Below are 24,328 nucleotides of genomic sequence, written 5' to 3'. Positions count from 1 at the left end.
ACAAGCGGCGTGCCTGCGCTCCGCTTGTGCACAATTTCCGCAGGTCTAGAATCAGTTGGCGACGCAGTGTGCAATTTCACTGTCGCGACAATAAAACTGATAATCGGAGACCAGCCATGCATACCCTTCCTTCGCCCACCTCCTAGCCCCCCACGGCTGCCTTTTTTTCCCTTTGTGCCACGTCCCGGTACGGCCTCCTTGCGCCACCGCGTTTCCGCTCGCCCGGGCTTTTTGCAGTGTTTTACACGCAACGGAGGTTCACCATGGCTTTTTCCTTCCCTCAGGCAGCCCGCCAGGCTCTCCTGCTCGCCGCGCTCGCTCCCTGGCTTGGCGCCCAGGCCCAGGTGCAGGCCGGTCCCGGCGCCTGGAGCGGCAACCAGACCTGGGCCACCGACACCGTCAACGGCGGCGCGCTGACCGGCTACTACTACTGGCCGTCGACCGCGCCCACCCTGGCCGGCAAGCGCGCCCTGGTGCTGGTGCTGCACGGCTGCGCCCAGACCGCGGCCGGCGACATCATCGACGGCACGTCCGACAAGGGCTATAACTGGAAAGGCGCCGCCGACAGCACCGGCGCCGTGATCCTGGCCCCGAACGCGACCGGCAACGTCTACAACTTTCACTGTTGGGACTGGGCCAAATCCACGCACAGTCGCAGCACCGGGCACAGCGGCGTGCTGCTCGACCTGATCAACCGTTTTGTCAGCAATCCGCAGTACGCGATCGATCCGAAGCAGGTGTACGTCACCGGCCTGTCCTCAGGCGGCGCCGAGACGATGGTGCTGGGCTGCCTGGCGCCGGACATTTTTGCCGGCATCGGCATCAATGCGGGCCCGGCGCTGGGTGCGTCTTCCAGCCAGATCGGCACGGTGCCGGCCGGCGTCACTGCCACGAGCGCCGGCAACAACTGCAAGAACCTGGCCGGCGCCAATGCGCCGCAGTTCGCCACCCAAGTGGCCAGCGTGATCTGGGGCACCAACGACTACACGGTGGCGCAGGGCTATGGCCCGCTCGACGCGGCGGCCATGCGCGTCGCCTACGGCGGCACCTACACCAAGGGCGCGGCCACCAGCGTGCCGACCGGCGGCAGCAACATCCCGCATACGGACGCGAACGGCAAGCTGCGCACCTCGGAAATCACGGTCACCGGGATGGGCCACGCCTGGCCGGCCGGCGCCGGCGGCCAGAACGCCAACTACGTCGACGCCACCAAGGTGAACTATCCGGCCTTCGTGATGGACTTCTGGTTCAGGAACAACCTGCGCGTGGCGCGGGCGGCAGCGCCGACCATGACGTCCTGCAGCGCCAGCGTCTCCGGCGCCACCGTGACGGTCAACGGCACCGCGGCCGGTACCATCGGCAGCTACCAGGTGGTGCTGAACGGGCCGACGCCGGTGAACGATGCGGCCGCCGGCAGCGGCGCAAGCTTCAGCAAGGCGTATTCGGCGCGCGCCGACGGCTATTACAGCGGCAGCGTCACGGCCACCGACAGCACGACCGGACTCAGCTCGAACGCCTGCGCCATCGCCCAATTCCTGGTCGGGACGGCGCCAGCATTGCAGGCCCCGGCCGGCCTGGCGGTCGGCGCGCGCACCGCCAGCAGCATCGCGCTGAGCTGGAATGCGTCGAACGGCGCGGTCGGCTACAACGTCTACCGCAACGGCACCAAAGTCAATGCGGCGGCAGTGGCATCGGCCAGTTATACCGATACCGGCCTGGCGGCGGCCACCAGCTACACCTATGCAGTCTCGGCGCTCGGCAACGGCGGGGTGGAAAGCGCGCGCTCGGCAACGGTGAGCGCCAGCACGACGTCGGGTTTCGCCTGCACCACGACCACTGCCAGCAATTACGCCCATGTGACGGCGGGACGTGCCTACAACAGCGGCGGCTATGCGCTGGCGAATGGTTCGAACCAGAACATGGGGCTGAACAACACGTTTTATACGAGCACGCTGGCGCAGACCGCGGCCGGCTATTACGTCATCGGCAACTGCCCCTGATGCCGGGCGCGCTGCTGCTGATGCTCGCCGCGGCCATGCCCGTGGCAGCCGACGCCGCGGGGCAGTTGCCGCCCTGGCTGGCGGGTAGCTGGGGAACGGCGGAGTCGCTGCATGCGGGCAGCACTAGGCAAACCGAACTGTACCTGGAGGCGGACGGTTTTGGCGTGATGGGCGCCTCGTCCGCTCCGGCCAGGCGCCTCGACGGCGCCGAAGCAGGCAAACCGGACGCGCGTGCGATCATCGGTTTGCCGGTGCGGGCGACGTTCGACGGCAGTACGCTGGTCATTCGCCCCTTCCTGCCACCGGGAAGGAAGGCAGGCCAGGATATCGTTTGCCGCTATGACGCAGCCGGCCCGAGCCTGGCATGCGTCGACGTGGAGGGCAGCATGCGGCGCCGCAGCGACACGGTGCCGGCCGAGGCAGGCGCCATCATCGAAGCGCTACGGCGCCCACCCGCCGCAAACAGCCGCTGAATCAGTAGCCGACCGCGCCCACGCCGGCGCTCAGCATCCAGCCGGCCAGCAGCAGGAAGGCCATCGACATCGCGAACAGCACCGAGATGCGGCGGTTGGCGACGCCGTCCTCGAACAGCGCCGGCTTGCCGTAGCCGAAGCCGACGTAATAGGCGTAGAACACGGTGGCCATATAGTGGATGGCGCCGAAGGTCTCGCCCAGTTCGCCTTTGCGCGGATGCTCGATCAGCAGGTGCGACAGCGCGACCAGCGTGACGTAGACGATCGATGCGCCCAGCGGCGGCAGGTACAGACCCATCTGCTCGACCCAGCGCTGCAGGCCGGGACGCTTGCGCGCCAAAAAGGGCAGGATCAGGTTGTGGGTCAGGCCGGCGACCACGATCAGTTTCAGCAGCACGTTCTTGTGCAGGCTGCCGCTGCCCACGGCCAGGTTGTGCAGGTTGGTTTCGGCCTGGCGGTTATTTTGCAGGAAGAATTCCGACGAGGTGATGTTCAGCACGCGCTGGAACCAGCTGATTTCTTCGAGCGCGGCCAGCGCCACCAGCGCCGTCAGGCCGCCCAGTACCAGCAGTTCGAACTTCGTGCTGCCTGGCTGGCGCCAGCGTTCGACGAACACAAAGCCCAGCAGGGCCGCAGTGGCCGTGAAGGCGAGGAACTGCATCCATTCGACGATCCCATCCTCCACCAGCAGGCGCCCCAGGGCGCGTTCGTCGCCGGACCAGGCCAGGGCCAGGCCAAGGATGAAGACGTTGATGGCGATCGCCATGAGGATCACCGGATGTGTATGCCATTTCCTGTTTGCCACCAACTACTCCTTATTGCTTGAAAATTGTTCGATCGGGACCGGCCGCAGGCCCGGTACGCCGGCGATCCGGCGGTCGGCGAGCCGGCGGTCGGCGAGCCGACGCAAGGCGCGCCTGGCCAGCGTGACCAGCGCCCAGCCCCATAACAGCGGGTCGAGCACGGCATCCCACAGGTTGCCGGTCGGCAGGCGCAGCAGGGTAAACAGCAGCAGCGCGCCCAGCAGCGCCAGGTGCTGGCGCCCGCCGCGCCCGCGCAGCAGCGCCAGCACGCAGCCAAGCATTGCGACCAGCGCCACGACCGGCGCCCCGACCGGGCCGAAGCCCGCATAATAATAGCCTTGCGACAGCCAGCCGATGGCGTCGAGGTAGAGCGCCAGGCCGGCAATGGCGATCGTGGCCGCCAGCGAGAGCGGCATCGGATAGCTTATTTGCGCACCCTGCCAGCGCGCGTGCAGCGCCAGCAGGCACAGTCCCAACAGCATGCCGCTCGGGTACTGGAAGGCCAGGCCCATCCAGTACGCGGGCGAGGCCTCGCCCGGCAGCGCCATCGCCACGGCAATCGCCGCCAGCAGCGCGCCGAAGACCGCGCGCGGCAAGCGCCGCGCTTGCGGCCACAGGGCCAGCAGCATGCTGGCAATGACGATGCCCCAGGCCACGCGGCCATAGGCGATTTGCCAGGCCAGATCGGGCAAACTCATTAGATACTCTCCCCGGTCTTGATACGGTAGGCGCGGTAAGCGATCGCCTGGCGCTGGTGGGTATAGGTCACGTGCAATTCGTCGCCGACCTGGTGCATGGTCGGGTAGGAGAATTCGTCGCCGGCCTTGCCGCTGGCGATGTCGTCGATGGTGCGCCAGGCATGGCCGTCGCTCGACATCGACAGGCGCAGGATGCTGCGCGAGGAGCCGCCTGCGACCACGTGGTTATGCAGCATGAGTAATTCGCCGCTTGTCAGGCGGATCACGGCGAGCGAGGTGCTGTGGTTGGGCAGGTCGAGCGCCGGCAGGTCTTGCCAGCTGGCGCCGCCGTCGCGGCTGGAGGCGTGCTGCACGCGCTGCTCGTCGCTGGCGTCGCGCATCCAGGCGCGTACTTCGGTGTTCGAGATCGGCACGATCGCCGGCTGCAGCGTCGACATGCGCGCGCCGATGCGCCCCAGGCGGGTCGGTTCGCCGCTGGCGTCGAAGGCCATCAGCATCGGATACTTGATGCCCAGTTCGAAATACACCGGCAGCCACCAGCCGCCATCGGCCAGGGCCACCGGTGAGGTACGCACCAGCACGCTGGTATTGAACAGGGGCGACAGCGGCAGCACGCGGTGCACCGCGAAATTCACGCCGGCATCCGGTGACACCATGTGGACGACGCGCGACGCGGCCCAGCCGCCCAGGCCGGTGGCCACGACATACAGGTGGACCTTGCCGTCGGGCGCAGTCCAGGCCACCGGATTGCCGATGCGGCGCACGCCAAAGCCGAGTGCGCGGCCGAGCGACTCGCGGCTGGCCACTTCCCAGGGCCTGCCCCAGCTGCCGTCGATGGTGCGCGCGGCATACACCTTGACGTCGGGGCCGCTCTCGCGGCTGCCGGCCCACCAGAAGGCCAGCATCCCGCCAGGCACGGTCGCCAAGGCGCTCGCATGGGCGGACGGGGCATTGGGCGGCGTCGGAATCAGCGCATTGGCGATTTCAGTCAGGCTCGCCCGGGCAGGCGAGGCGCCGGCGCCCATGCTCATTGCCGAGGGCGTCGGCGCGGCTCGGGTCCAGCGCAACGTTTCGGCGCCGAAGGCGGCGAGCACGGCGAGGGCGCAGGCAGCAAGGGTACGCCGGGAATGGCCGGGAAAAAAGTTCTGGGAAAGATGCATTGGAAACGCCGGCGCCACCGGTCTTGACCGGTCGAAACATCGATTTTATCCCGAACTGCCGGGAAAGTGCCGGGAAGTAAGCGGAAACAGCGTGGCGGGTGGCCGATCCGAGGCGCAAGCGGAGAGTATGATGGCCGATTGCTCACATTGAACCATCGGATTGACCATGAACCAGGACGGACAACTTACCCCAGGCGCGCTCGACGCGCTGCGCGCGCGCTTCGAGGAACAATCGCGCACCGCGCACACCTATTACACGGTCATGCACGCGATCAAGGGCGTTCTGGGCAATGACGATGCGGCCAACGACTGGATGAATGCCAAGCTGCCAGCCTGCGATGGCAAGACGCCGGCCGAACTGGTGGCCGAGGGCCGCGCCGACGCCGTGCTGGAACAGATCCGGGCTTTGACGCCCTGAAGATCAGCGCAGGTGTGCGATCTCGACCGAACCTTTTTCGTCGAAAATCGGGCACTCCTCGGCCAGGCGTACAGCGTGGTTGAAGTCGCTGGCGGCGATGATCGCATAGCCGGACAAGGCGCTGCTGCTCAGCTTGGGGCCGATCAGCCGGGTCGGTACTTCGACACTGCCGTGACTCAAGGCGCCGCGGTCGACCAGGGCTTCTCCGAGCCCGTCGAACCAGGCATTCCAGTTCTCGGTCTGATGCTGCGGGCCTTCGGCTTCGCCGATGGTGGCACCGCGAAACACGATCAAAAATTTTTCCATGCTGCTTCCCTTGCGCTGAGCTTGTGCACGCGGCGACGCGCCCCGTGCTTTACCTTAAACCAAGCGGCTCAGCGGTGACGCACGGTATCCCGGGAATGGCGATACCGTGCCGGTGTGACGGGTTCAGGACTTGTACTTCACGGCGCAGCCATACGGACGCGTCGTCGCCTGCGCCACGTTTTCGCCTTTCAGCACCGATTCCATCGCCGTTTTAAACAGGGGGTCGGCCTTCTCGATATCGGCCGGCTTGTTCGAGGCGATGCTGTCGATCCCGCCGGCGTAGCGTAGTATCCCCTTGGCATCGATGACGAACATGTGCGGCGTGGTGCGCGCGTCGTAGGATTTGCCGATCGTGCCCCCGGCATCGAGCAACACCGCGGTCGGCATCGCCTGGCGGCTGGCCGTCAGCTCGTCGGCCTTGGCGCCCGCCACATGGCCCTGCTCGCCAGGCGCGGAGGAGATCACGCTCAGCCACACGACGCCCGCCCCCTTTGCCTGTTTCTGCAAGGCTTGCATGTTCGACGATTTGTAGTGCTTCTGCACGTAAGGGCATTCATGGTTGGTCCATTCCAGCACCACGACCTTGCCCTTGAAATCGGACAGTTTGTGTTGCTGGCCTTTGCTGTCGACCGCCACGAAGGCAGGCGCGGCTTGCCCGACCGCGGGCGCCGCCATGGCCGGCAAGGCGCCCGCCAGGGCCGCCGTCATTACAGTAATGCGCAACAGGGCGCGGCGTGAAAGACTGTTCATGAAATCCCCTTGGTAAAAGTGCGTGGTGGAGTACTACTGCTTGAAAGACTCGGTAACGATTGCCTGGGTCAGCACCGGCGGCAAGACCACCGGCGCCTTGCCCGGCGCGTAATACGCATAAAACGGCAGGCCATCGCGTCCGAACGATTGCAAAAAGCGCGTGATGGCGGGATCGCGATTGGTCCAGTCGCCCTTCATGTAGACGACATTCTGCTCCTGCATGGCCTGCCGCACGGCGGGCGTCGACAAGGTCGTGCGTTCGTTGACCAGGCAGGTGATGCACCAGGCGGCGGTCATGTTGACGAACACCGGCTTGCCCTCGGCGCGCAGGCTGGCCAAACGCTCGGCGCTGTAGGCCTCGGCCTTGCCGGCCTGGGGCGCGGACGCAGAGGCAGCCGCCATCGGCGGTGCGGCCTGCAGGGTCGCCATCAAGCCGACCAGCCCGGCAGAGCAGGCCAGCGCAATGCCGCGCGGCCACCATGACTTGTTGACGCTTTGCTGCGACAGGCCGACCAGCCAGGCCACCAGGCCAACCAGGATGGTCCCGGCCAGGGCCATGCGCAGGCCGGCCTCGCCCGCCTGCTGGGCCAGCACCCACAACAGCCAGGCGGCGGTGGCGTACATCGGAAAGGCCATGGCCTGGCGCAGCCGCACCATCCACATGCCGGGCCGCGGCAGGCGCTGCGCCAGCGCCGGGAACAGTCCCAGCAACAGGAAAGGCAGCGCCAGGCCGAGGCCCATCATCGCAAACACGACCAGGCTGTACAGGGCCGGCGCCACCAGCGCCGAACCGATCGCCGCGCCCATGAAGGGCGCGGTGCAGGGCGTGGCCACCAGCACCGCCAGCAAGCCGGTGAAGAAGCTGCCGGCGTGTCCCTTGCGCTGCGCCAGGCCATGGCCGGCGCCGGCGAGCGTTGCGCCTACCTCGAACACGCCGGACAGGTTCAGGCCGATCGCCAGCATCAGCCAGCACATCGCCGCCACGAACAGCGGCGACTGGAACTGGAAGCCCCAGCCGACAGCGCTGCCGCCGGCACGCACGGCGAGCAAGACCAGCGCCAGCGCCATGAATGCAGCGAGCACCCCGAGGGTGTAGAACAGGCCGGACAGGCGCACCTCGCGGCGGTCGCCGCCGGACATGCCGGCCAGGGCCGCCGCCTTGATCGCCAGCACCGGAAATACGCAAGGCATCAGGTTCAGGATCAGGCCGCCGAGGAAAGCGAAACCGGCCATTTGCCAGAGCGGCAAGGCCGGCGCCAGTTCACTGGCGGCGGCAGTTGCAGCGGCAGTTCCAGCAGTGGCGGCGGGCGTCGCCAGTTCCAGCGTGAACCAGCGTTTCTGGCCGCCACCATCGGTAATGCGCAGCAGCCCTTGCGAGCTTGCCGGTGTATATGCCTGGCCCTTCCTGAGCGTCAGGTGCATGGCGCCCTGCCCCACAGTCAAAGGCTGCTCGGCAACGTGGTCGACGATGCCCCAGGTTTCCGGGAAATACAGCGCCGATTGCACCGACTGCGGCGAGATGCCCTCGCCCTTGATCGTCAATTGCAGTGTCGGCTGGCCGGCCTTGACCGACACTTGCCAGGGCAGCGCCTGCGGCCGCCGATCGTCCGCCGTGCCGAACAGGGCGCGCAGCGCCGCGCTTGCCGGGCGCCCACTCGCCTCCACCGGCAGGCTCAAGGCGAATTTGCCTTCTTCCGGAATGCATTCCTTTTCGCAGACCACCCAGTCGGCATTCGCGGCGATCAGCAGCCGGCTGCCGGGTTGCGCATCGCGCGGGACGGTCAAGCGCATCGGAAAGACGATCTCGTTCTCGTAACCATAGCTGGCCACCGGCCCGATGATGAAGCGATCCGGTCCGGGCCAGTCGATGGCGCCGACCGTGGCGCCTTTCGGCAAGGTAAACGCGATGTTCGGCGGCGAGCCCGCATCGCCAGGATTTTTCCAGTAGGTATGCCAACCCGGCGCCAGGCGCTGGCGCAGGCCGATGCGCAGGGTTTGTCCCGGGCTGACGGCGGCCTGTTCGCTCACCAGCGTTACCGTGGCGCGCGGACTCGTCTGCACATTGCTTTCTTCGGCGAACGCCGGCGCCGGCAGCAGCAGGGCAAGCAACAGGGCGACGAAGGGGAACATTCCGCGCATGACGAAGTGAGTAATGGAGAGTGGACAGTCCCTGCAAAACTAACACGTTGCCATACGCTTGAGCAATCGGCAAGCGCCCGAATCGGAAATCAGGCCGGCTCTTCCGGCGCCTGCGTCATGCGCACGAACAGCGGCGCGACCAGCAGGCCCAGTTCGAAGAGCAGGCACATCGGAATGGCGAGGGCCAGCTGGCTGACCACGTCCGGCGGCGTGACGATGGCGGCAATCACGAAAGCGCCGACGATCAGGTAGGGACGGATTTCCTTGAGCTTTTCGATGCTGACGATGCCCATGCGCACCAGGATGATGACCACCACCGGCACTTCGAAGGTGGCCCCGAAGGCCAGGCACATAGACATCACGAAATCGAGGTAGTTCTCGATGTCCGGCATCACCGCGATCGAGGACGGGGCGAATTCGGCAATGAAGTGGAACACGCGCCCGAACACCAGGAAATAGCAAAACGCGACGCCGGCGATGAACAGCCCGGACGACGAGATGACCAGCGGCAGCACCAGGCGTTTTTCGTGGGCGTACAGGCCGGGTGCGACAAAGGCCCACAGCTGGTAGAACACCCAGGGCAGCGCGACGATCAGCGCGAACATCAGCGTCACCTTCATCGGCACCAGGAAGGGCGAGACGATGCCGGTGGCGATCATGGTCGCTCCGGGCGGCAGCGACTGCAGCATCGGGGTGGCGAGGAAGTCGTACACCTCCTTCGGTCCCGGCCAGATCATCAAGCCGATGCAGACGATGGCCACGCCAATAATGGCCTTGACCAGGCGGTCGCGCAGTTCGATCAGGTGGGAGATGAAGGTTTCTTCGACTGGCGCTTCTTCGGTCATTTAAAAGAAAGAACTATTGGATTTGAGGCCCGGACGGAACTTGCGCACGCGCGCGGCGCCCGACAGTACCCGGGTCTTGCCGCCGTGGCGGTTCTTGTACCACGCAGGAATGGCCGAGGAACGCACCAGCTTCTTGCGCCTGAAATCCTTCGCCTTGCGCTCGAGGTCGCCCAGACTGGCGGGCGGAGGCGGCGCGCCGGGCTGGAAGTCGCCATTCCAGGCCGACTCGACGTCCTTCATGCTGCTGGAAAAGTGGTGCTCGACATCGGACTGGAACTCGCTCGCGGTATCGTGCACTTCCTTGGACAGGTTGCGCAACTCGTCGAGCTCGATCTCGCGGCTGACCTCGGACTTGACGTCGTGCAGGTAGCGCTGGGCGCGCCCGTACAGGGTGCCCGCCATGCGCGCCACTTTCGGCAACTTTTCAGGGCCGATCACGATCAGCGCCACCACACCGATGATGGCGATCTTCGACAGTCCCAGGTCAATCATGGAGCAAGCATCCGCTTACGAACGGTGCTTTTCGCGGGTTTCGACGTCGATCGTCGTCTTGTCCCCGACTTGCTGGGTGGTATGGGTCGTGTGGACCGTCGCATCCGGCGTGACAACGGTCTTGTCTTCGTCGCCCTTGACGCCATCCTTGAAGCCTTTGACGGCCTTGCCGATGTCGGAACCGACATTCCCCAGTTTTTTGGTGCCGAACAGCAGTACCACCACGACCAGCACGATTACCCAGTGCCAAATGCTCATTGAACCCATCATTATCTCCTCGGCGGGCGCAGGCGCCCTTCAATCAGTGAAGCCTACCGTACCAGTATAAGCGATGCAGCGCATCCGTGGCCGGTTCGGCATGTTGGCGGTAAGTATCAAGTCCCCAGGCCGCGCCACGGGCGGGGGCCGCCGTAGACGTGCATATGCAGGTGATACACCTCTTGCCCGCCGTTCGGCCCGGTATTGATCAAGGTTTTGAAACCGCCGCTGCGCTTGCCTTCAGCGTCCGTCGTCACGGCAATACCGTGTTCGGCGGCCAGCTTCGGCGCCAGCGCCAGCATCCGGCCGAGCACCGCGGTGTGCTCCTCGGTGACGTCCGACAGCGTGCTGACGTGCTGCTTCGGGATCACCAGCAGGTGCACCGGCGCGGCCGGGTTGATGTCCTTGAAGGCGAGCACCTCGTCGTCTTCAAAGATGATGTCGGCCGGAATCTGCCTGGCGACGATCTTGCAGAAAATGCAGTTATCCATAATGCCTCCAGCGAAGTCAGTGTTATTCATGGTACATGCGAACGATGACGCGGCAATGACCGCTCCCCAGACTTACGCGTCTGCACGGGAAGCTTTTTCTTCGAGCCCCGAAATACCTTCGCGTCGGGCCAGCTCATCGAGCACCTGTTGCGGCGTGAGGTCGAACTTTGCCAGCAGCACCAGCGAATGGAACCACAGGTCCGCGCATTCATACAGCAGCTTGGTTGAATCGCCGGAAACGCGCGCATCCTTGGCGGCCATTACGGTTTCCGTTGCTTCCTCGCCGATCTTCTTGAGGATGGCGTCGTCGCCCTTGGCGAACAGTTTGGCGACATACGAGCTGGCCGGGTCGCCGCCGTTTTCCGGCTTGCGCGATTCGATGACCTGGGCCAGGCGGGCAAGCGTGGTGCTCATGGCGTCTTTTTCGGGTTGGTGTAGATGGTGTCGGGGTCTTGCAGCACGGGATCGACCGCCTGCCAGTCCTCGCCGTCGAATTTCTGGAAGAAGCAGGAGTGGCGGCCGGTGTGGCAGGCGATGCCGCCACGCTGCTCGATCTTCAGCAAGACCACGTCTTCGTCGCAGTCGAGGCGCATTTCCAGCACCTTCTGGGTGTGGCCGGACTCTTCGCCCTTGTGCCAGAGTTTTTTACGCGAGCGGCTCCAGTACACGGCTTCGCCGGTCTCGACGGTGCGCGCCAGGGCGTCGCGGTTCATCCAGGCGAACATCAGGATGTCGCCGCTGGCCGCTTCCTGGGCGATCACCGGCACCAGGCCGTTTTCATCCCAGCGCACTTTTTTCAGCCATTTCGCGTTGGCGGCCAGCGTTGTCGATGGATTGGTCATGCTTACTCCAGGCGCATCGGGATGCCGAGATTGGCCATGAAGCGCTTGGCTTCGCCCACCGTGTGCTGCCCGTAATGAAAAATGGAAGCGGCCAGTACCGCATCCGCATGGCCTTCCAGCACGCCGTCGGCCAGGTCTTGCAGGCTGCCGACGCCGCCCGAGGCGACCACGGAAATGCCGACCGCGTCCGACACGGCGCGTGTCAGGCCAAGGTCGAAACCGGACTTGGTGCCGTCGCGGTCCATGCTGGTGAGCAGCAGCTCGCCGGCGCCGAGCGCTTCCAGCCGCTTGGCCCACTCGACCGCATCGAGGCCGGTGGCATTGCGGCCGCCATGGGTGAACACTTCCCATTTGCCCGGCGCGACCTGCTTGGCGTCGATGGCGACCACGATGCACTGGGCGCCGTGCTTCTGCGAGCTTTCATACACCAGCTGCGGGTTCTGCACGGCCGAGGTGTTCATCGACACCTTGTCGGCGCCGGCGTTGAGCAGGCGCCGCACGTCTTCGACCTTGCGCACGCCGCCGCCGACGGTCAAGGGAATGAAGACGGTGGCGGCGACCCGCTCGATGATCGGCAGGATCAGGTCGCGGCCGTCGCTCGATGCGGTGATGTCGAGGAAGGTGAGCTCGTCGGCGCCCTGCCCGTCGTAGCGGCGCGCGATCTCGACCGGATCGCCGGCATCGCGCAGTTCAGTGAAATTGACGCCCTTGACGACACGACCGCCGGTCACGTCGAGGCAGGGGATGATGCGTTTTGCCAGCATAAGTGTCGGTGAGCCCTCAGGCTTCTTCGCCCGCGGTGAGTTCGTCGGCGCGCAACTGGGCCGAGGCCAGGTCGAGCGTGCCTTCATAGATCGAACGGCCGCAGATCACGCCCTCGATGCCTTCGTCCTGCACCGCGCACAGCGCCTCGACGTCGGCCAGGTTGTGCAGCCCGCCGGAAGCGATGACGGGGATGCGCACGGCCTGCGCCAGGCGCACCGTCGCTTCGATGTTGATGCCGCCCATCATGCCGTCGCGGCCGATGTCGGTGTAGATGATCGATTCGACGCCGTAGCCCTCGAATTTCTGCGCCAAGTCGATCACTTCGTGGCCGCTCATCTTGCTCCAGCCATCGGTGGCGACCTTGCCGTCTTTCGCGTCGAGGCCGACGATGATCGATCCCGGGAAGGCGCCGCAGGCGTCGTGCAGGAAGCCGGGGTTTTTGACGGCGGCGGTGCCGACGATGATGTAGGTGATGCCGTCGTCGAGGTAGCGCTCGATGGTGTCGAGGTCGCGGATGCCGCCGCCCAGCTGCACCGGGATTTCGTCGATGCCGTTTTCCTGGGCGAACTCCTGGACGACCTGGATGATCGATTTGATGGCCGGCTCGTTCTTCGGCTTGCCCGCGAAGGCCCCGTTCAGGTCGACCAGGTGCAGGCGGCGCGCGCCCTTCTTGAGCCAGTGCAGCGCCATTTCGGCGGGGTCTTCGGAGAAGACGGTGGCGAGGTCCATATCGCCCTGTTTCAGGCGAACGCAGTGACCGTCTTTCAGGTCGATGGCGGGGATCAGCAGCATGGTCGTTGTCGCTAAATTAGCTTTGAGTGAACGGTGACGTGAACGCAGGTGCGTTCACGGATTCCAGTGGATGAAGTTCCGGTACAGGCGCAGGCCGGCGGCCGCGCTTTTCTCGGGGTGGAACTGGGTCGCGACGATGTTCTCGCGCGCTACGGCGCAGGCATAGGCGCCGCCGTAATCGGCTTCGCCAATGGTGTCGCTGTCAAGCTCGGGCACCACGTAATAGCTGTGCACGAAATAAAAATAGCTGCCGTCCTCGACACCTTCCCAGAGCGGATGCGCGCGCGTCTGGCGTACGCGGTTCCAGCCCATTTGCGGCACTTTGAAACGCGAGCCGTCGGCTTGCAGCTTGCCGTCCAATTGAAAGCGCACCACCTTGCCCGGCAACAGGCCCAGGCCCGGCGTACCCTCGTTTTCCTCGCTCTCGTCGAACAGCATCTGCTCGCCGACGCAGACACCCATGGTCGGACGGTTTTTCATCGCGCGCAGCAAGGCTTCCTCGGCGCCGGATTCGCGCAGGCTGCGCATGCAGTCGCGCATCGCGCCCTGCCCCGGCAGCACGATGCGGTCGGCCGCATCGATGTCGGCCGGCTTGTTCGAGACCAGGATGTCGGCGTCCGGCGCCGCGGCCCGCAGCGCCTGCGCCACCGAGCGCAGGTTGCCCAGGCCATCGACCACAACAATCTTGTTCGTCATGGCGCTTACAGGGAGCCTTTGGTCGAAGGGATGATGCCGGCGGCGCGCTCATCCAACGTGGTGGCCATCCGCAGCGCGCGCCCGAACGCTTTAAAGACCGTTTCGCACTGGTGGTGCGCATTCACGCCGCGCAGGTTGTCGATGTGCAGGGTCACGCCGGCGTGGTTCACGAAGCCGCGGAAAAATTCGCCGGTCAGATCGACGTCGAAGCCGCCGATCATGGCGCGCGTCCAGGGGATGTGCATTTCCAGGCCCGGGCGGCCCGAGAAATCGATGACCACGCGCGACAAGGCTTCGTCGAGCGGCACGTAGGAATGGCCGTAGCGGGTCATGCCCTTCTTGTCGCCGACCGCCTTGGCGATCGCCATGCCGAGCGTGATGCCGGTGTCCTCGACCGTGTGGTGGGCGTCGATGTGCAGGTCACCCACGGCCTCGACTTCCAGGTCGATCATGCCGTGGCGGGCGATCTGGTCGAGCATGTGGTCGAGGAAGGGCACGCCGGTATTGAGCTTCTGGCGGCCAGTACCGTCGAGGTTGAGCGAGACGCGGATCTGCGTTTCGTTGGTGTTGCGGGTGATGTCTGCGGTGCGGGTCATTAAGATGCTCGTCGAATCAGGCGCCGGGCTGGAGGGCTGCCTTCAGGCCATTCAGGAATGCGGAATTTTCTTCCGGTGTACTGACCGTGACACGAATGCAATTGGCCAGCATTGGCATTTTACTCAAATTTTTGATTAGCACCTTCTCGGACAGCAGTTTCTCGCAGACCGTATCGGCATTTGGCACGCGCAGCGCGATGAAATTCGCGCTGGACGTAAATACTTCGACCCCGGGCAGGGCCGCCAGTTCGGCCGACAGCAGCGCGCGCTCGGCGTTGATCGCCTCGGCCTGGGCGTCGAGCACCTCGACGTGCTCCAGCACGAACTCGGCCGCCACTTGGGTGAGGACGTTGACGTTGTAGGGCGGGCGCACCTTCTCGAATTCGGCCAGCAGCTGCGGCGCCGCGCTCATGTAGCCGAGGCGGATGCCGGCCAGGCCCAGCTTGGACACGGTGCGCATCACGATCAGGTTTTCGAATTCGGGCAGGCGGTCCATGAAGGTCTGGCGCGCGAAGGGTTGATAGGCTTCGTCGAGCACGGCGATGCCGTTTTCTCCCAGCGCCGCCAGGATCGCTTCGATGTCTTCGACTGCGTACAGGTTGCCGGTCGGGTTGTTCGGATAGGCCAGGAAGACCACGGCCGGCTGGTGCAGGGCAATCGCGGCCAGCATCGCTTCCATGTCGAGCGAAAAGTCCTTGTTCAACTTCACGCCGACAAAATCGGCCCCGGCAAACTGGGCCGAACGTGCGTACATGACAAAGGCGGGCACCGGCGCCAGCACGGTGGCGCGCCGTTTCTGGTTGGCCACCGTGGTGACCACGATCTGGATCAGCTCATCGGATCCGTTGCCGAGCATGACGTCGTAGCCGGCCGGGATGCCGAGCTTGTCGCAGACCTTGGCCTTGAGCGTGGCGTAGGAGCCGCGCGGATAACGGTTCAGCACCGCATCGGCCAGGCGCTGGCCCAGCTCGTCGCGCAGCGCGCGCGGCAGCGTGTACGGGTTTTCCATCTGGTCGAGCATGATGAAGCCGTCGGCGTCGGCCACGGCGTAGGCGACGTTGGCGCGGACATCCTCGCGGATGACGTTGGCGATCAGGTTGTCGATAAAGCTCATGCTTCTTCCTCGGTGGCGGGATTGGTTGCCTTGGCGGCGCGGATGGCGGCCTTGGCCTCGCGCGCGATGCTCTTGCGCTGCTTGATGGTCAAGTTCGGCGTGTTCGATGCCAGGCGCGCTTCGATGATGGCGCAGTATTCCGGGTTGAGCTCGAAACCGGCGTACCGGCGCCCGGTGTTGCGCGCGGCGATGGCCGTGGTGCCGCTGCCCATGAAGGGGTCGAGCACGACCCCGCCCGGCGGACAGGAGGCCTTGATCATGCGCTCGATGATCTCGAGCGGCTTCTGGGTCGGATGGTCGGCGCGTTCCGGATGCTCGCGGTGCAGGCGCGACACGCTCCATACGTCCTTCGGGTTGTAGCCGACTTCCAGCCATTTGGCGCCGACGAAAATCGAGCGCGAACGCGCCTTCTTGGTGGCCTCGTCATACGGGATGCGCACCGCGTCGAGATCGAAATAATAATCCTTGCGCTTCACAAAAAACCCGATCGTGTCGTGCACCGACGAAAAGCTGCGCACGCTGCCGCCCATCGAGGGTACGCGCCGGTCCCAGATGATCTCGTTCATCATCGTCATGCGCTTTTTCAGCATGACGAAGATCTCGGGTGCGAAGCGCCAGGTCAGGAAGATGTACAGGCTGCCGTTGGCGCTCAGCTTGGGCAGCGCCGCCGTGACCCACTCCTCGGTCCAGGCCAGGTAGGCTTCGACGCTTTGCTGGTCGGAGCCGTTGCCGTAGTCCTTGCCGAGATTGTAGGGCGGGTCGGTCAGGATCAGGTCAACGGCGCCGTCGGGGATGCGCGCCAGTCCCGCCAGCGCATCCTCGCAAAAGACCTGGTTGACCCAGTCCGTCATGACGGTTTGATTCGCAGCTCCGCGCTGCGCGCGTGTGCTTGCAGGCCTTCGCCATACGCGATCTCGGCGGCGACCTTGCCCAGGGTCTGGGCGCCCGCCTCACTCACTTCGATCATCGACGAGCGTTTCTGGAAATCGTAGACGCCCAGCGGCGACGAAAAGCGCGCCGTGCGCGAAGTCGGCAGCACGTGGTTCGGGCCGCAGCAGTAGTCGCCCAGTGACTCCGACGAGAAGCGGCCCAGGAAAATGGCGCCGGCATGGCGGATCTGCTCGGCCCACTGGCGCGGGTTCTCGGCCGAGATCTCGAGGTGTTCGGCGGCGATGTCGTTGGCGATCGCGCAGGCCTCGGCCATGTCGCGCACTTTGACCAGTGCGCCGCGGTCGGTCAGCGAGGTGACGATCGTGTCGCGCCGGGTCATGGTCGGCAGCAGCTTGTGGATGCTCGCTTCGACCCGGGCGATGTAATCGGCGTCGGGACAGAGCAGGATCGCCTGCGCCAGTTCGTCGTGCTCGGCCTGCGAGAACAGGTCCATCGCGACCCAGTCCGGATCGGTGGTGCCGTCGCACAGCACCAGGATTTCGGAGGGACCGGCGATCATGTCGATGCCGACCGTGCCGAACACGCGGCGCTTGGCGGCGGCGACATAGGCGTTGCCGGGACCGACGATTTTATCGACCGCCGGAATCGTTTCGGTGCCATAAGCCAGGGCGCCGACCGCCTGGGCGCCGCCGATGGTGATCACGCGCGTCACGCCGGCGATCGCGGCGGCCGCCAGCACGAACTGGTTTTTGACGCCGTCCGGGGTCGGCACCACCATGACGATGTCCTTGACGCCGGCCACCTTGGCGGGAATCGCATTCATCAGTACCGACGAGGGGTAGGTGGCCTTGCCGCCGGGGACGTAGATGCCGACCCGGTCGAGCGGGGTGACGCGCTGGCCGAGGGTGGTGCCGTCAGGCTCGGTGTAGGTAAAACCGCTCAGCTCCTGCTTCTGGCGCTCGTGGAAGACGCGGATGCGTTCGGCGGCCGTCTGCAGGGCCGCGCGCTGGGCGTCCGGCAGGCTGCTTAGTGCCGCCTGCAGTTCGTCCTGGCCCAGGTCGAAGGCGGCCATGCTGGTGGCGTCCACGCGGTCGAAACGGTTGGTGTACGCCAGCACCGCCGCGTCGCCGCGCGCCTTCACGTCGCGCAGGATGCCGGCCACGCTGGACTCGATCGCATCGTCGGTCGCCGCCTCGAAGGCGAGCAGCGCATGCAGCTGCTGCTGGAAGCCCTCGTGGGTGGAATCGAGTTTGCGGATCCGGATCGACATGGTCAGCCTTGTAGTGTGGAGGCCCGTTCGAAGGCCTCGATGATGGGTTGCAGGCGCGCGCGCTTAAGTTTCAAGGCGGCCTGGTTCACGACCAGGCGCGAGGAAATGTCCATGATCTTTTCGACTTCCACCAGGTTGTTCGCGCGCAGGGTGTTGCCGGTCGAGACCACGTCGACGATGGCGTCCGACAGCCCGACCAGCGGCGCCAGCTCCATCGAGCCGTACAGTTTGATGAGGTCGACGTGCACGCCCTTCGCCGCGAAGTGCTGGCGCGCGGTATTCACGAACTTGGTCGCCACGCGCAGGCGCGCGCCCTGGCGCACGGCGCTGGCGTAATCGAAGCCGGCGTTCACCGCCACCGACATGCGGCAGCTGGCGATGTTCAAATCGACCGGCTGGTACATCCCCTCGCCGCCATGCTCGAGCAGCACGTCCTTGCCGGCCACGCCGAAGTCGGCAGCGCCGTACTGGACGTAGGTCGGCACGTCGCTGGCGCGCACGATCAGCACCCGCACTTGCGGGTCGTTGGTCGGCAGGATCAGCTTGCGCGAGGTCTCCGGGTTTTCCAGCACCCGGATGCCGGCCGCTTCGAGCAGCGGCAGCGTGTCCTCGAAAATCCGGCCTTTCGACAGCGCCAGGATCAGGCCATCGTCAGGCGATTGGGTTGCGATCGTCATACCGATTATTTGATGCGCACGATGTCCGCGCCCACCTTCGACAGCTTGACTTCCATGCGGTCGTAGCCACGGTCGAGGTGATAGATGCGGTCGATCACGGTCGTGCCCTGGGCCGCCATGGCGGCGATCACCAGCGAGGCCGAGGCGCGCAGGTCGGTCGCCATCACTTGGGCGCCGACCAGGCGCTCGACGCCCTTGATGAAGGCGGTATTCCCTTCGGTGGTAATGGACGCGCCGAGGCGGTTCATCTCCTGCACATGCATGAAGCGGTTCTCGAAAATGGTCTCCGTCACCTGGCTCGGGCCGGCGGCAATCGTATTGACCGCCATGAACTGGGCCTGCATGTCGGTCGGGAAGCCCGGATATTCGGTGGTGCGGAAGGACACCGGCCGCGGGCGCGCATCCATGCGGGCGCGGATGGTGTTTTGCTGAACGTCGAGCTGGACGCCCACTTCGCGCAATTTATCGAGCGCGACATCGAAGATGTCAGTGCGGGTATTGGTCAGCAGGATGTCGCCGCCGGTGGCCGCCACCGCGCACAGGAAAGTGGCCGCTTCGATGCGGTCGGAAATCACGGCGTGCTTCGCGCCATGCAGTTCGCTCACGCCCTGAATCACCAGGCGGTCGGTGCCGATGCCGTCGATCCTGGCGCCCATCGCCACCAGCAGATTGGCCAGGTCGGTCACTTCCGGCTCGCGCGCGGCGTTTTCCAGGATCGTCTCACCGTCGGCCAGGGTCGCGGCCATCAGCAAATTCTCGGTGCCGGTGACGGTGATCATGTCGGTCAGGATGCGCGCACCCTTGAGCTTTTTCGCCTTGGCGTAGATGTAGCCGCCTTCGATCGTGATCTCGGCGCCCATCTGGCGCAGGCCCTTGATGTGCTGGTCGACGGGACGCGAACCGATCGCGCAGCCGCCCGGCAGCGACACCTTGGCTTCGCCGAAGCGCGCCAGCAGGGGACCGAGCACCAGGATCGACGCGCGCATGGTCTTCACCAGTTCATACGGCGCTTCCAGGCTGCTGATGTTGGCGCCGTTCAGCGTCACGTTTTCGTCGTCTTGACTGACTTTCAAACCGGTCTGCTCAAGCAGGCGCAGGATGGTTTTCACGTCGTGCAGGCGCGGCACGTTCGACAGTTCGAGGTCGCCGCTAGTGAGCAGGCCGGCGCACAGGATCGGCAGCGCCGCGTTCTTGGCGCCGGATACCGCGATTTCGCCGTTCAGGGGTTTGCCGCCAACGATCTGGAGTTTGTCCATGCTCAGCCTCCGTATTCTTCAGGGGTCAGGGTTTTCATCGACAGCGCGTGGATCTCTTCGCGCATGCGGTCGCCGAGCGCCGCATACACCAGCTGATGACGCTGGATCGGGCGCTTGCCGGCAAAGGCCGGCGACACGATCAGGGCCGAGAAATGGCGTCCATCGCCCTCGACCTGCAGGTGCGTGCATTGCAGGCCGTTTTCGATGTAGCTGTGGATCAGTTCTGGAGTGGTCGACACGATAATTCCTAAATAATTAATCTGCAGCGCGTTTATCTTGCTCAGTGGCGCAGCTTGTAGCCGTGCCGCAGCAAATTGATCGCCACCACCGCCAGTACCGCGAAGAACGCGGAGACGACGGCGAGGCTGGTCCACGGCGAAATGTCCGACTGGCCGAAGAAGCCGCGGCGGAACCCGTCAATCATATAAAAGAACGGGTTGAAATGCGAGACCGCCTGCCAGAAGGGCGGCAGCGAGTGGATCGAATAGAACACGCCGGCAAGGAAGGTGGCCGGCACGATCAGGAAATTCTGGAAAGCGGCGAGCTGGTCGAATTTATCGGCCCAGATGCCGGCGATCACGCCCAGCGTTCCCAGGATGGCCGCGCCCAGCAGCGCGAACACGATGATCCACACCGGCTCGGCAAAACTGAGGTGCGCGAACCAGGCAGTGATTGCAAACACGCCGGCCCCGACCACGACGCCGCGCACCACCGACGCCGATACGTAGGCGAGCAGGATTTCCCAGTGCGACAGCGGCGGCAACAGGATGAACACCAGATTGCCGGTGATTTTGGATTGAATGAGCGAGGACGAGGCATTCGAAAAGGCGTTCTGCAGCACGCTCATCATCACCAGGCCCGGCACCAGGAAGGCGGTATAGCTTACGCCCGGATACACCTCGACCCGGCCTTCGAGCACATGGCCGAAGATCAGCAGGTACAGCATCGCGGTCAGGATCGGCGCGGCCACGGTTTGCGTGGCGACCTTCCAGAAGCGCAGTATTTCCTTGAAGAACAGAGTGCGGAAGCCGACGGAAACAAAATTCATTGTGCGGCCCCTGATTGTCCGTCGCTGACGATTTGCAAGAAAATATCCTCGAGGTCGGCCTGCTGGAGTTGCATCTCGTCGATGACGGCGCCGCTCTCGCGCAGGCGCCCCAGGATCGGCTCGACTTCCGCATAATCGTTGACGCGCAGGCTGTACTTGTTGCCCGCACCATTGCCGTGTTCGTCATGCGACACCAAATGGCGCAAGTCCTGGGGCAAGTCGCCGCTTTTCAGGTGCACGATCAGCTGCGAACCGGACACGCGGCGCAGCAGCGCGCTCATGGTGTCGAGCGCGACCACCTTACCGGATTTGAGCATCGCCACGCGCTGGCACATGGCTTGCGCTTCTTCGAGGTAGTGGGTGGTGAGGACGACCGTGTGGCCGCCTTCGCGGTTCAAACGCGAAATGAATTTCCACAAGGTCTGGCGCAGCTCGACGTCGACGCCGGCGGTCGGCTCGTCGAGGACGATCACCGGCGGCTTGTGCACCAGCGCCTGGGCCACCAGTACACGCCGCTTCATGCCGCCCGAGAGCGCGCGCATGTTGACGTCGGCCTTGTTGGTCAGGTCGAGGTTGTCCATTACCTCGTCGATCCACTTGTCGTTATTCTTGATGCCGAAGTAACCGGACTGCAGGCGCAGCGTTTCGCGCACGGTGAAGAAGGGATCGAAGACGAGTTCCTGCGGCACCACGCCAAGTTTCTTGCGCGCTTCGCGGAAATCGGTGACGACGTCATGGCCGTGAATGCTCACGTTGCCGACATCTGGGCGGATCAGCCCGGCGATGGTGGAAATCAGTGTGGTTTTGCCGGCCCCGTTGGGGCCCAGCAGGCCGAAGAACTCGCCCTGCTCGATCGTCAGAGAAACGCCTTTTAGGGCCTTGAAGGCCTTGTAGCTTTTCTCGACGCTGTTAATCTGGATCGCTGTCATTCTTCTTCGGGAGACCGAGCGGGGAAACGACCCATTATAGGGGAAATCGGGAATGGAAGAGGCTGGTGGGGTGGCAATCGGTCGACGCATAAACGTAGGGTGGGCGGCTACGCCGCTCACGCGTTCAGCAAGTGGGTGCTAAAACGCAGCGTGGTTTTGCACCCGCCAGTTGAACGCGTGAGCAAGGAACCCGCCCACCCTAGGTGCTCACCCGCGCGCCAGCACCCCGTCGAGCCCGTACAACTGCGTCAGCGCATCAATATTGCCAGGCACATTGATGAAGGTGAGCGTTTGGCCGGCATCGCTTGCGCGGCGCTGCCAGGCGAGCAGCAAGGCCACGCCGGACGAGTCGGCGGTGCGCACACCGCCGAGGTCGAACACGGTCTCGCCGGCCTCGATCGCGACGCAGCCCTGCTCCAGCGCCGCCTGGGCGGTGTCGAAGGTCAGGGCGTCGAGCGACAGCATCGGATTTGCTTCGGCCATGCTTACTTCGGGGCCTTCAGCGGCTTGCTCGCCAGCTGCTTGTTGCGCTCGGCCAGCTTGGCGATCAGGCCATCGACGCCCGACTTGTTGATTTCAGCGGCGAAGGTGCCCTTGTAGGTCTCGACCAGCCACGCGCCGAGCACGTTGATGTCGTAGATCTTCCAGCCGCCGGCGGTCTTGGCCAGGCGATAGTTCAGGGTGATCGGCTCGCCGCGGGCGACGTTCACCTGCGAACGCACTTCGACGTCGGTGTCGGTCGCGGCCGAACGCATCGGCTTGAACTCGACCGTTTCGTTCTTGATCTGCGACAGCGCGCCCGAGTAGGTGTACACCAGCAGCGTGCGGAATTCTTCCGACAGGCGCTTTTGCTGGTCCGGGGTTGCCGTGCGCCAGAAGCGGCCGGCGGCCTGGGCGGTCATTTTCTCGGCATCCACGTGCGGCAGGATTTTCGAGTTGACCAGTTCCATGATGCGGCTGCGGTTGCCGGCCTGGATGTCCTTGTCGGCCTTGACGGTCTCGATGACGTCGGCGCTGATGCGCTTGACGAGCACGTCCGGCGCTTCGGTCTGGGCGCGGGCAGGTGCGGCGATGACGGTGGTGGCGAATGCGATGGTGGCTGCAGTAGCGATGAGTTGGGCGATTGGTTTCATGGGCTCTCTTTTTTGATCGTTTGCGGTAATGTTGGAGTATGCACCGCTTCCAGCCGCGCACGCTCCAACGTCATATCTGCATACAATTCTTACGGTTCGTCTTACTTGGCTGGCGGATTGCTCGCTGGCGCGGGATCGGCCACCACCTGGGTGTTGGGCGCTGCCGGCGCTGCTGGTGCTGCCTGCGCTGGCGCATCCTTGGCCGGGGCCGCTGCATCCTTGGCGGCTGCCGCGGCGTCGTCGGCTGCCTCTTCCGAACGCGCGCTTTCGCCGTCGCGCACCTGGCTCTCGCGGCGCTGCATGTAACCGTCGCGGATGAAATCGTAACGGTCGAGGGCGGCATCTTCGAACAGGTTCGACGCGTCGAGCAGCGCGGCGCGCTTGTCGATCACGCGCGTGCCGATACCGATATTACGCACATTGACCGGGGTTTTATAGGCCCAGATGTCGCCGGCAAAATCGGCCGGCAAGGCGGCGGTATCGCGCAGCGTCGATGGGCCCAGGATCGGCAACATCACGAACGGACCTGGAGGAATGCCCCAGACGCCGAGCGTCTGGCCGAAATCTTCATTGTGTTTCTGCAGTCCCGCTTCCGAGGCGATGTCGAGCAGGCCGGCAAGGCCGAAGGTCGAGTTCAGTGCGAAACGCGTGAAGTCGGTCATGCCGGCTTCGCCCTTGCCTTGCAGCAGGTTATTTACCGAACTCCAGGCATCCGACAAATTGCCGAAGAAATTGCTCACGCCCGTCTGGGCAAAGCTCGGCAGCACCTTCTGGTAGGCGGTGGCGGCCGGCTTCAGGGCCACACGGTCGACCGCATCGTTGAATGCAAACGAGGCGCGGTTGAATTTTTCCAGCGGGTCTTGCGGATTGGCTGGTGTAGCGCAGCCGGCCAGCGTCACGCAGGCAGCCAGGGCCAATGCCAGGCGTGTGCCGCGTGGAGCGGTAGTCGTGTTCTTGCTTTTCATTCGCCTTCCTTTCCTTCGGCCGCTTTGCTGTAGATGAACTGATTGATCAGGTCTTCCAGCACGGTGGCCGATTGCGTACGGTTGATGCGGTCACCGTCGACCAGGTTGGCCGTTTCGCCGCCCGGTTCGATGCCGATATATTGTTCGCCCAGCAGTCCTGCGGTCAGGATCTTGAGGGATGAATCTTTTGGAAATTTGTAGGTCGGGTCCAGGTCAAGCCGGACCATCGCCTGGTAAGTCTTGTCGTCGAAGCTGATGCCGCCGACCCGGCCCACGACGACACCAGCGCTCTTGACCGGCGCCTGTGGCTTCAAGCCACCAATGTTGTCGAATTTTCCGGTGACGGTGTACGTCTCGGCAAATGAGAGCGAGCTCATATTGCCAGCCTGGAGTGCCAGAAACAGGATGGCGGCGGCGCCCAGCAGGACAAACAATCCGACCCAGACATCGATGATTTTACGGTGCATAGTATTTCCTAATATGTAAGCCGTCTGTGCGCGGCCATACCAAAACAATGATTG

31 protein-coding genes are annotated in these 24,328 nt (G+C 64.6%); 3 read left to right on the top strand and 28 right to left on the bottom strand.

The window, feature by feature from the left end; all coding sequences use genetic code 11:
- Positions 1-263: 263 nt before the first annotated feature.
- Positions 264-2,000, top strand: coding sequence for an extracellular catalytic domain type 1 short-chain-length polyhydroxyalkanoate depolymerase (locus AC56KZ_RS13715; protein ID WP_497162728.1), 1,737 nt, complete (start codon positions 264-266; stop codon positions 1,998-2,000).
- The gene (locus AC56KZ_RS13710) at positions 2,000-2,473 is read left to right on the top strand and encodes a hypothetical protein (RefSeq protein WP_497162727.1); all 474 of its coding nucleotides are present in this window, start codon (positions 2,000-2,002) and stop codon (positions 2,471-2,473) included. The genes AC56KZ_RS13715 and AC56KZ_RS13710 overlap by 1 nt, the downstream gene beginning before the upstream one ends.
- 1 nt (position 2,474) lies before the next feature.
- On the opposite strand, the gene AC56KZ_RS13705 is transcribed toward AC56KZ_RS13710, so the two are convergent.
- The 3 genes from AC56KZ_RS13705 to AC56KZ_RS13695 are packed head-to-tail and all read right to left on the bottom strand — an operon-like array spanning position 2,475 to position 5,134.
- Positions 2,475-3,278, bottom strand: coding sequence for a hypothetical protein (locus AC56KZ_RS13705; protein ID WP_497162726.1), 804 nt, complete (start codon positions 3,276-3,278; stop codon positions 2,475-2,477).
- Positions 3,279-3,281: 3 nt separating this feature from the next.
- Positions 3,282-3,974, bottom strand: coding sequence for a hypothetical protein (locus tag AC56KZ_RS13700; RefSeq protein WP_497162725.1), 693 nt, complete (start codon positions 3,972-3,974; stop codon positions 3,282-3,284).
- Positions 3,974-5,134: an exo-alpha-sialidase gene (locus AC56KZ_RS13695; protein WP_497162724.1), complete on the bottom strand. Its 1,161-nt coding sequence runs from the start codon at positions 5,132-5,134 to the stop codon at positions 3,974-3,976. Before AC56KZ_RS13695 ends, AC56KZ_RS13700 begins: the two co-directional genes overlap by 1 nt.
- A gap of 166 nt (positions 5,135-5,300) precedes the next feature.
- Between AC56KZ_RS13695 and AC56KZ_RS13690 the strand changes: the two genes are divergently transcribed.
- Positions 5,301-5,552: an MbcA/ParS/Xre antitoxin family protein gene (locus AC56KZ_RS13690; protein WP_497162723.1), complete on the top strand. Its 252-nt coding sequence runs from the start codon at positions 5,301-5,303 to the stop codon at positions 5,550-5,552.
- Positions 5,553-5,555: 3 nt separating this feature from the next.
- On the opposite strand, the gene AC56KZ_RS13685 is transcribed toward AC56KZ_RS13690, so the two are convergent.
- The 25 genes from AC56KZ_RS13685 to mlaD form a co-directional block, all read right to left on the bottom strand.
- A complete protein-coding gene (locus AC56KZ_RS13685; RefSeq protein WP_497162722.1) occupies positions 5,556-5,858 on the bottom strand; it encodes a YciI family protein in 303 nt (100 codons plus the stop codon).
- A 123-nt stretch (positions 5,859-5,981) separates the two neighbouring features.
- A complete protein-coding gene (locus AC56KZ_RS13680; RefSeq protein WP_497162721.1) occupies positions 5,982-6,608 on the bottom strand; it encodes a redoxin domain-containing protein in 627 nt (208 codons plus the stop codon).
- A 33-nt stretch (positions 6,609-6,641) separates the two neighbouring features.
- Complete coding sequence (locus tag AC56KZ_RS13675) at positions 6,642-8,747, bottom strand: protein-disulfide reductase DsbD family protein (protein WP_497162720.1); 2,106 nt, start codon at positions 8,745-8,747, stop codon at positions 6,642-6,644.
- An 89-nt stretch (positions 8,748-8,836) separates the two neighbouring features.
- Entirely contained in the window at positions 8,837-9,592 is a 756-nt protein-coding gene (gene tatC / locus AC56KZ_RS13670) for a twin-arginine translocase subunit TatC (protein ID WP_497162719.1), read from the bottom strand.
- On the bottom strand, positions 9,593-10,084 hold the full coding sequence (gene tatB, locus AC56KZ_RS13665; protein WP_497162718.1) for a Sec-independent protein translocase protein TatB: 492 nt from the start codon (positions 10,082-10,084) through the stop codon (positions 9,593-9,595).
- A gap of 15 nt (positions 10,085-10,099) precedes the next feature.
- A complete protein-coding gene (gene tatA / locus AC56KZ_RS13660; RefSeq protein WP_497162717.1) occupies positions 10,100-10,351 on the bottom strand; it encodes a Sec-independent protein translocase subunit TatA in 252 nt (83 codons plus the stop codon).
- Between the two features lie 107 nt (positions 10,352-10,458).
- Positions 10,459-10,833, bottom strand: a complete 375-nt coding sequence (locus AC56KZ_RS13655) for a histidine triad nucleotide-binding protein (RefSeq protein ID WP_497162716.1) — start codon at positions 10,831-10,833, stop codon at positions 10,459-10,461.
- Positions 10,834-10,905: 72 nt separating this feature from the next.
- Positions 10,906-11,247 (bottom strand): phosphoribosyl-ATP diphosphatase, encoded by a 342-nt coding sequence (locus tag AC56KZ_RS13650; protein WP_497162715.1) that lies wholly within the window; start codon positions 11,245-11,247, stop codon positions 10,906-10,908.
- Complete coding sequence (gene hisI / locus AC56KZ_RS13645; RefSeq protein WP_497162855.1) at positions 11,244-11,654, bottom strand: phosphoribosyl-AMP cyclohydrolase; 411 nt, start codon at positions 11,652-11,654, stop codon at positions 11,244-11,246. The genes AC56KZ_RS13650 and hisI overlap by 4 nt, the downstream gene beginning before the upstream one ends.
- A 23-nt stretch (positions 11,655-11,677) precedes the next feature.
- Complete coding sequence (hisF, locus tag AC56KZ_RS13640) at positions 11,678-12,439, bottom strand: imidazole glycerol phosphate synthase subunit HisF (protein WP_497162714.1); 762 nt, start codon at positions 12,437-12,439, stop codon at positions 11,678-11,680.
- A 16-nt stretch (positions 12,440-12,455) separates the two neighbouring features.
- On the bottom strand, positions 12,456-13,232 hold the full coding sequence (hisA, locus tag AC56KZ_RS13635; protein WP_497162713.1) for a 1-(5-phosphoribosyl)-5-[(5-phosphoribosylamino)methylideneamino]imidazole-4-carboxamide isomerase: 777 nt from the start codon (positions 13,230-13,232) through the stop codon (positions 12,456-12,458).
- Between the two features lie 54 nt (positions 13,233-13,286).
- The gene (gene hisH, locus AC56KZ_RS13630) at positions 13,287-13,928 is read right to left on the bottom strand and encodes an imidazole glycerol phosphate synthase subunit HisH (RefSeq protein ID WP_497162712.1); all 642 of its coding nucleotides are present in this window, start codon (positions 13,926-13,928) and stop codon (positions 13,287-13,289) included.
- A gap of 5 nt (positions 13,929-13,933) precedes the next feature.
- The gene (hisB, locus tag AC56KZ_RS13625; protein WP_497162711.1) at positions 13,934-14,524 is read right to left on the bottom strand and encodes an imidazoleglycerol-phosphate dehydratase HisB; all 591 of its coding nucleotides are present in this window, start codon (positions 14,522-14,524) and stop codon (positions 13,934-13,936) included.
- A gap of 16 nt (positions 14,525-14,540) precedes the next feature.
- The gene (hisC, locus tag AC56KZ_RS13620; protein WP_497162710.1) at positions 14,541-15,638 is read right to left on the bottom strand and encodes a histidinol-phosphate transaminase; all 1,098 of its coding nucleotides are present in this window, start codon (positions 15,636-15,638) and stop codon (positions 14,541-14,543) included.
- Positions 15,635-16,489, bottom strand: a complete 855-nt coding sequence (locus AC56KZ_RS13615) for a DNA-methyltransferase (protein ID WP_497162709.1) — start codon at positions 16,487-16,489, stop codon at positions 15,635-15,637. The genes hisC and AC56KZ_RS13615 overlap by 4 nt, the downstream gene beginning before the upstream one ends.
- Entirely contained in the window at positions 16,486-17,799 is a 1,314-nt protein-coding gene (hisD, locus tag AC56KZ_RS13610; RefSeq protein ID WP_497162708.1) for a histidinol dehydrogenase, read from the bottom strand. Before hisD ends, AC56KZ_RS13615 begins: the two co-directional genes overlap by 4 nt.
- 2 nt (positions 17,800-17,801) lie before the next feature.
- A complete protein-coding gene (hisG, locus tag AC56KZ_RS13605; protein WP_497162707.1) occupies positions 17,802-18,476 on the bottom strand; it encodes an ATP phosphoribosyltransferase in 675 nt (224 codons plus the stop codon).
- A 5-nt stretch (positions 18,477-18,481) separates the two neighbouring features.
- Positions 18,482-19,732: a UDP-N-acetylglucosamine 1-carboxyvinyltransferase gene (gene murA, locus AC56KZ_RS13600; RefSeq protein ID WP_497162706.1), complete on the bottom strand. Its 1,251-nt coding sequence runs from the start codon at positions 19,730-19,732 to the stop codon at positions 18,482-18,484.
- 2 nt (positions 19,733-19,734) lie between these two features.
- Positions 19,735-19,971: a BolA family protein gene (locus AC56KZ_RS13595; protein ID WP_056341013.1), complete on the bottom strand. Its 237-nt coding sequence runs from the start codon at positions 19,969-19,971 to the stop codon at positions 19,735-19,737.
- Between the two features lie 41 nt (positions 19,972-20,012).
- Positions 20,013-20,780: an ABC transporter permease gene (locus AC56KZ_RS13590; RefSeq protein WP_497162705.1), complete on the bottom strand. Its 768-nt coding sequence runs from the start codon at positions 20,778-20,780 to the stop codon at positions 20,013-20,015.
- Positions 20,777-21,709 (bottom strand): ABC transporter ATP-binding protein, encoded by a 933-nt coding sequence (locus AC56KZ_RS13585; protein ID WP_497162704.1) that lies wholly within the window; start codon positions 21,707-21,709, stop codon positions 20,777-20,779. Before AC56KZ_RS13585 ends, AC56KZ_RS13590 begins: the two co-directional genes overlap by 4 nt.
- Positions 21,710-21,916: 207 nt before the next feature.
- Positions 21,917-22,192: an STAS domain-containing protein gene (locus AC56KZ_RS13580; protein WP_497162703.1), complete on the bottom strand. Its 276-nt coding sequence runs from the start codon at positions 22,190-22,192 to the stop codon at positions 21,917-21,919.
- Positions 22,193-22,194: 2 nt separating this feature from the next.
- Positions 22,195-22,842, bottom strand: a complete 648-nt coding sequence (locus tag AC56KZ_RS13575; RefSeq protein ID WP_497162702.1) for an MlaC/ttg2D family ABC transporter substrate-binding protein — start codon at positions 22,840-22,842, stop codon at positions 22,195-22,197.
- Between the two features lie 101 nt (positions 22,843-22,943).
- Positions 22,944-23,807 carry an MlaA family lipoprotein gene (locus AC56KZ_RS13570; RefSeq protein WP_497162701.1) on the bottom strand — a complete coding sequence of 288 codons (864 nt, stop codon included), beginning with the start codon at positions 23,805-23,807 and terminating at the stop codon, positions 22,944-22,946.
- Positions 23,804-24,274 carry an outer membrane lipid asymmetry maintenance protein MlaD gene (mlaD, locus tag AC56KZ_RS13565; RefSeq protein WP_497162700.1) on the bottom strand — a complete coding sequence of 157 codons (471 nt, stop codon included), beginning with the start codon at positions 24,272-24,274 and terminating at the stop codon, positions 23,804-23,806. The genes AC56KZ_RS13570 and mlaD overlap by 4 nt, the downstream gene beginning before the upstream one ends.
- Positions 24,275-24,328: the final 54 nt, after the last annotated feature.

This window comes from Telluria sp. LT2P34 (assembly GCF_059685915.1).
The sequence above is the reverse complement of the archived record's forward strand: the minus strand, read 5'-3'. Positions and strand labels throughout refer to the sequence as shown.

Excerpts from the sequence above, each read along its gene's own strand:
- AC56KZ_RS13715 (WP_497162728.1), top strand. The coding sequence starts at position 264 with ATGGCTTTTTCCTTCCCTCAGGCAGCCCGCCAGGCTCTCCTGCTCGCC.
- AC56KZ_RS13710 (WP_497162727.1), top strand. The coding sequence starts at position 2,000 with ATGCCGGGCGCGCTGCTGCTGATGCTCGCCGCGGCCATGCCCGTGGCA.
- AC56KZ_RS13700 (WP_497162725.1), bottom strand. The coding sequence starts at position 3,974 with ATGAGTTTGCCCGATCTGGCCTGGCAAATCGCCTATGGCCGCGTGGCC.
- AC56KZ_RS13695 (WP_497162724.1), bottom strand. The coding sequence starts at position 5,134 with ATGCATCTTTCCCAGAACTTTTTTCCCGGCCATTCCCGGCGTACCCTT.
- AC56KZ_RS13690 (WP_497162723.1), top strand. The coding sequence starts at position 5,301 with ATGAACCAGGACGGACAACTTACCCCAGGCGCGCTCGACGCGCTGCGC.
- AC56KZ_RS13685 (WP_497162722.1), bottom strand. The coding sequence starts at position 5,858 with ATGGAAAAATTTTTGATCGTGTTTCGCGGTGCCACCATCGGCGAAGCC.
- AC56KZ_RS13680 (WP_497162721.1), bottom strand. The coding sequence starts at position 6,608 with ATGAACAGTCTTTCACGCCGCGCCCTGTTGCGCATTACTGTAATGACG.
- AC56KZ_RS13675 (WP_497162720.1), bottom strand. The coding sequence starts at position 8,747 with ATGCGCGGAATGTTCCCCTTCGTCGCCCTGTTGCTTGCCCTGCTGCTG.
- tatC (WP_497162719.1), bottom strand. The coding sequence starts at position 9,592 with ATGACCGAAGAAGCGCCAGTCGAAGAAACCTTCATCTCCCACCTGATC.
- tatB (WP_497162718.1), bottom strand. The coding sequence starts at position 10,084 with ATGATTGACCTGGGACTGTCGAAGATCGCCATCATCGGTGTGGTGGCG.
- tatA (WP_497162717.1), bottom strand. The coding sequence starts at position 10,351 with ATGGGTTCAATGAGCATTTGGCACTGGGTAATCGTGCTGGTCGTGGTG.
- AC56KZ_RS13655 (WP_497162716.1), bottom strand. The coding sequence starts at position 10,833 with ATGGATAACTGCATTTTCTGCAAGATCGTCGCCAGGCAGATTCCGGCC.
- AC56KZ_RS13650 (WP_497162715.1), bottom strand. The coding sequence starts at position 11,247 with ATGAGCACCACGCTTGCCCGCCTGGCCCAGGTCATCGAATCGCGCAAG.
- hisF (WP_497162714.1), bottom strand. The coding sequence starts at position 12,439 with ATGCTGGCAAAACGCATCATCCCCTGCCTCGACGTGACCGGCGGTCGT.
- hisA (WP_497162713.1), bottom strand. The coding sequence starts at position 13,232 with ATGCTGCTGATCCCCGCCATCGACCTGAAAGACGGTCACTGCGTTCGC.
- hisH (WP_497162712.1), bottom strand. The coding sequence starts at position 13,928 with ATGACGAACAAGATTGTTGTGGTCGATGGCCTGGGCAACCTGCGCTCG.
- hisB (WP_497162711.1), bottom strand. The coding sequence starts at position 14,524 with ATGACCCGCACCGCAGACATCACCCGCAACACCAACGAAACGCAGATC.
- hisC (WP_497162710.1), bottom strand. The coding sequence starts at position 15,638 with ATGAGCTTTATCGACAACCTGATCGCCAACGTCATCCGCGAGGATGTC.
- AC56KZ_RS13615 (WP_497162709.1), bottom strand. The coding sequence starts at position 16,489 with ATGACGGACTGGGTCAACCAGGTCTTTTGCGAGGATGCGCTGGCGGGA.
- hisD (WP_497162708.1), bottom strand. The coding sequence starts at position 17,799 with ATGTCGATCCGGATCCGCAAACTCGATTCCACCCACGAGGGCTTCCAG.
- hisG (WP_497162707.1), bottom strand. The coding sequence starts at position 18,476 with ATGACGATCGCAACCCAATCGCCTGACGATGGCCTGATCCTGGCGCTG.
- murA (WP_497162706.1), bottom strand. The coding sequence starts at position 19,732 with ATGGACAAACTCCAGATCGTTGGCGGCAAACCCCTGAACGGCGAAATC.
- AC56KZ_RS13590 (WP_497162705.1), bottom strand. The coding sequence starts at position 20,780 with ATGAATTTTGTTTCCGTCGGCTTCCGCACTCTGTTCTTCAAGGAAATA.
- AC56KZ_RS13585 (WP_497162704.1), bottom strand. The coding sequence starts at position 21,709 with ATGACAGCGATCCAGATTAACAGCGTCGAGAAAAGCTACAAGGCCTTC.
- AC56KZ_RS13580 (WP_497162703.1), bottom strand. The coding sequence starts at position 22,192 with ATGGCCGAAGCAAATCCGATGCTGTCGCTCGACGCCCTGACCTTCGAC.
- AC56KZ_RS13575 (WP_497162702.1), bottom strand. The coding sequence starts at position 22,842 with ATGAAACCAATCGCCCAACTCATCGCTACTGCAGCCACCATCGCATTC.
- AC56KZ_RS13570 (WP_497162701.1), bottom strand. The coding sequence starts at position 23,807 with ATGAAAAGCAAGAACACGACTACCGCTCCACGCGGCACACGCCTGGCA.
- mlaD (WP_497162700.1), bottom strand. The coding sequence starts at position 24,274 with ATGCACCGTAAAATCATCGATGTCTGGGTCGGATTGTTTGTCCTGCTG.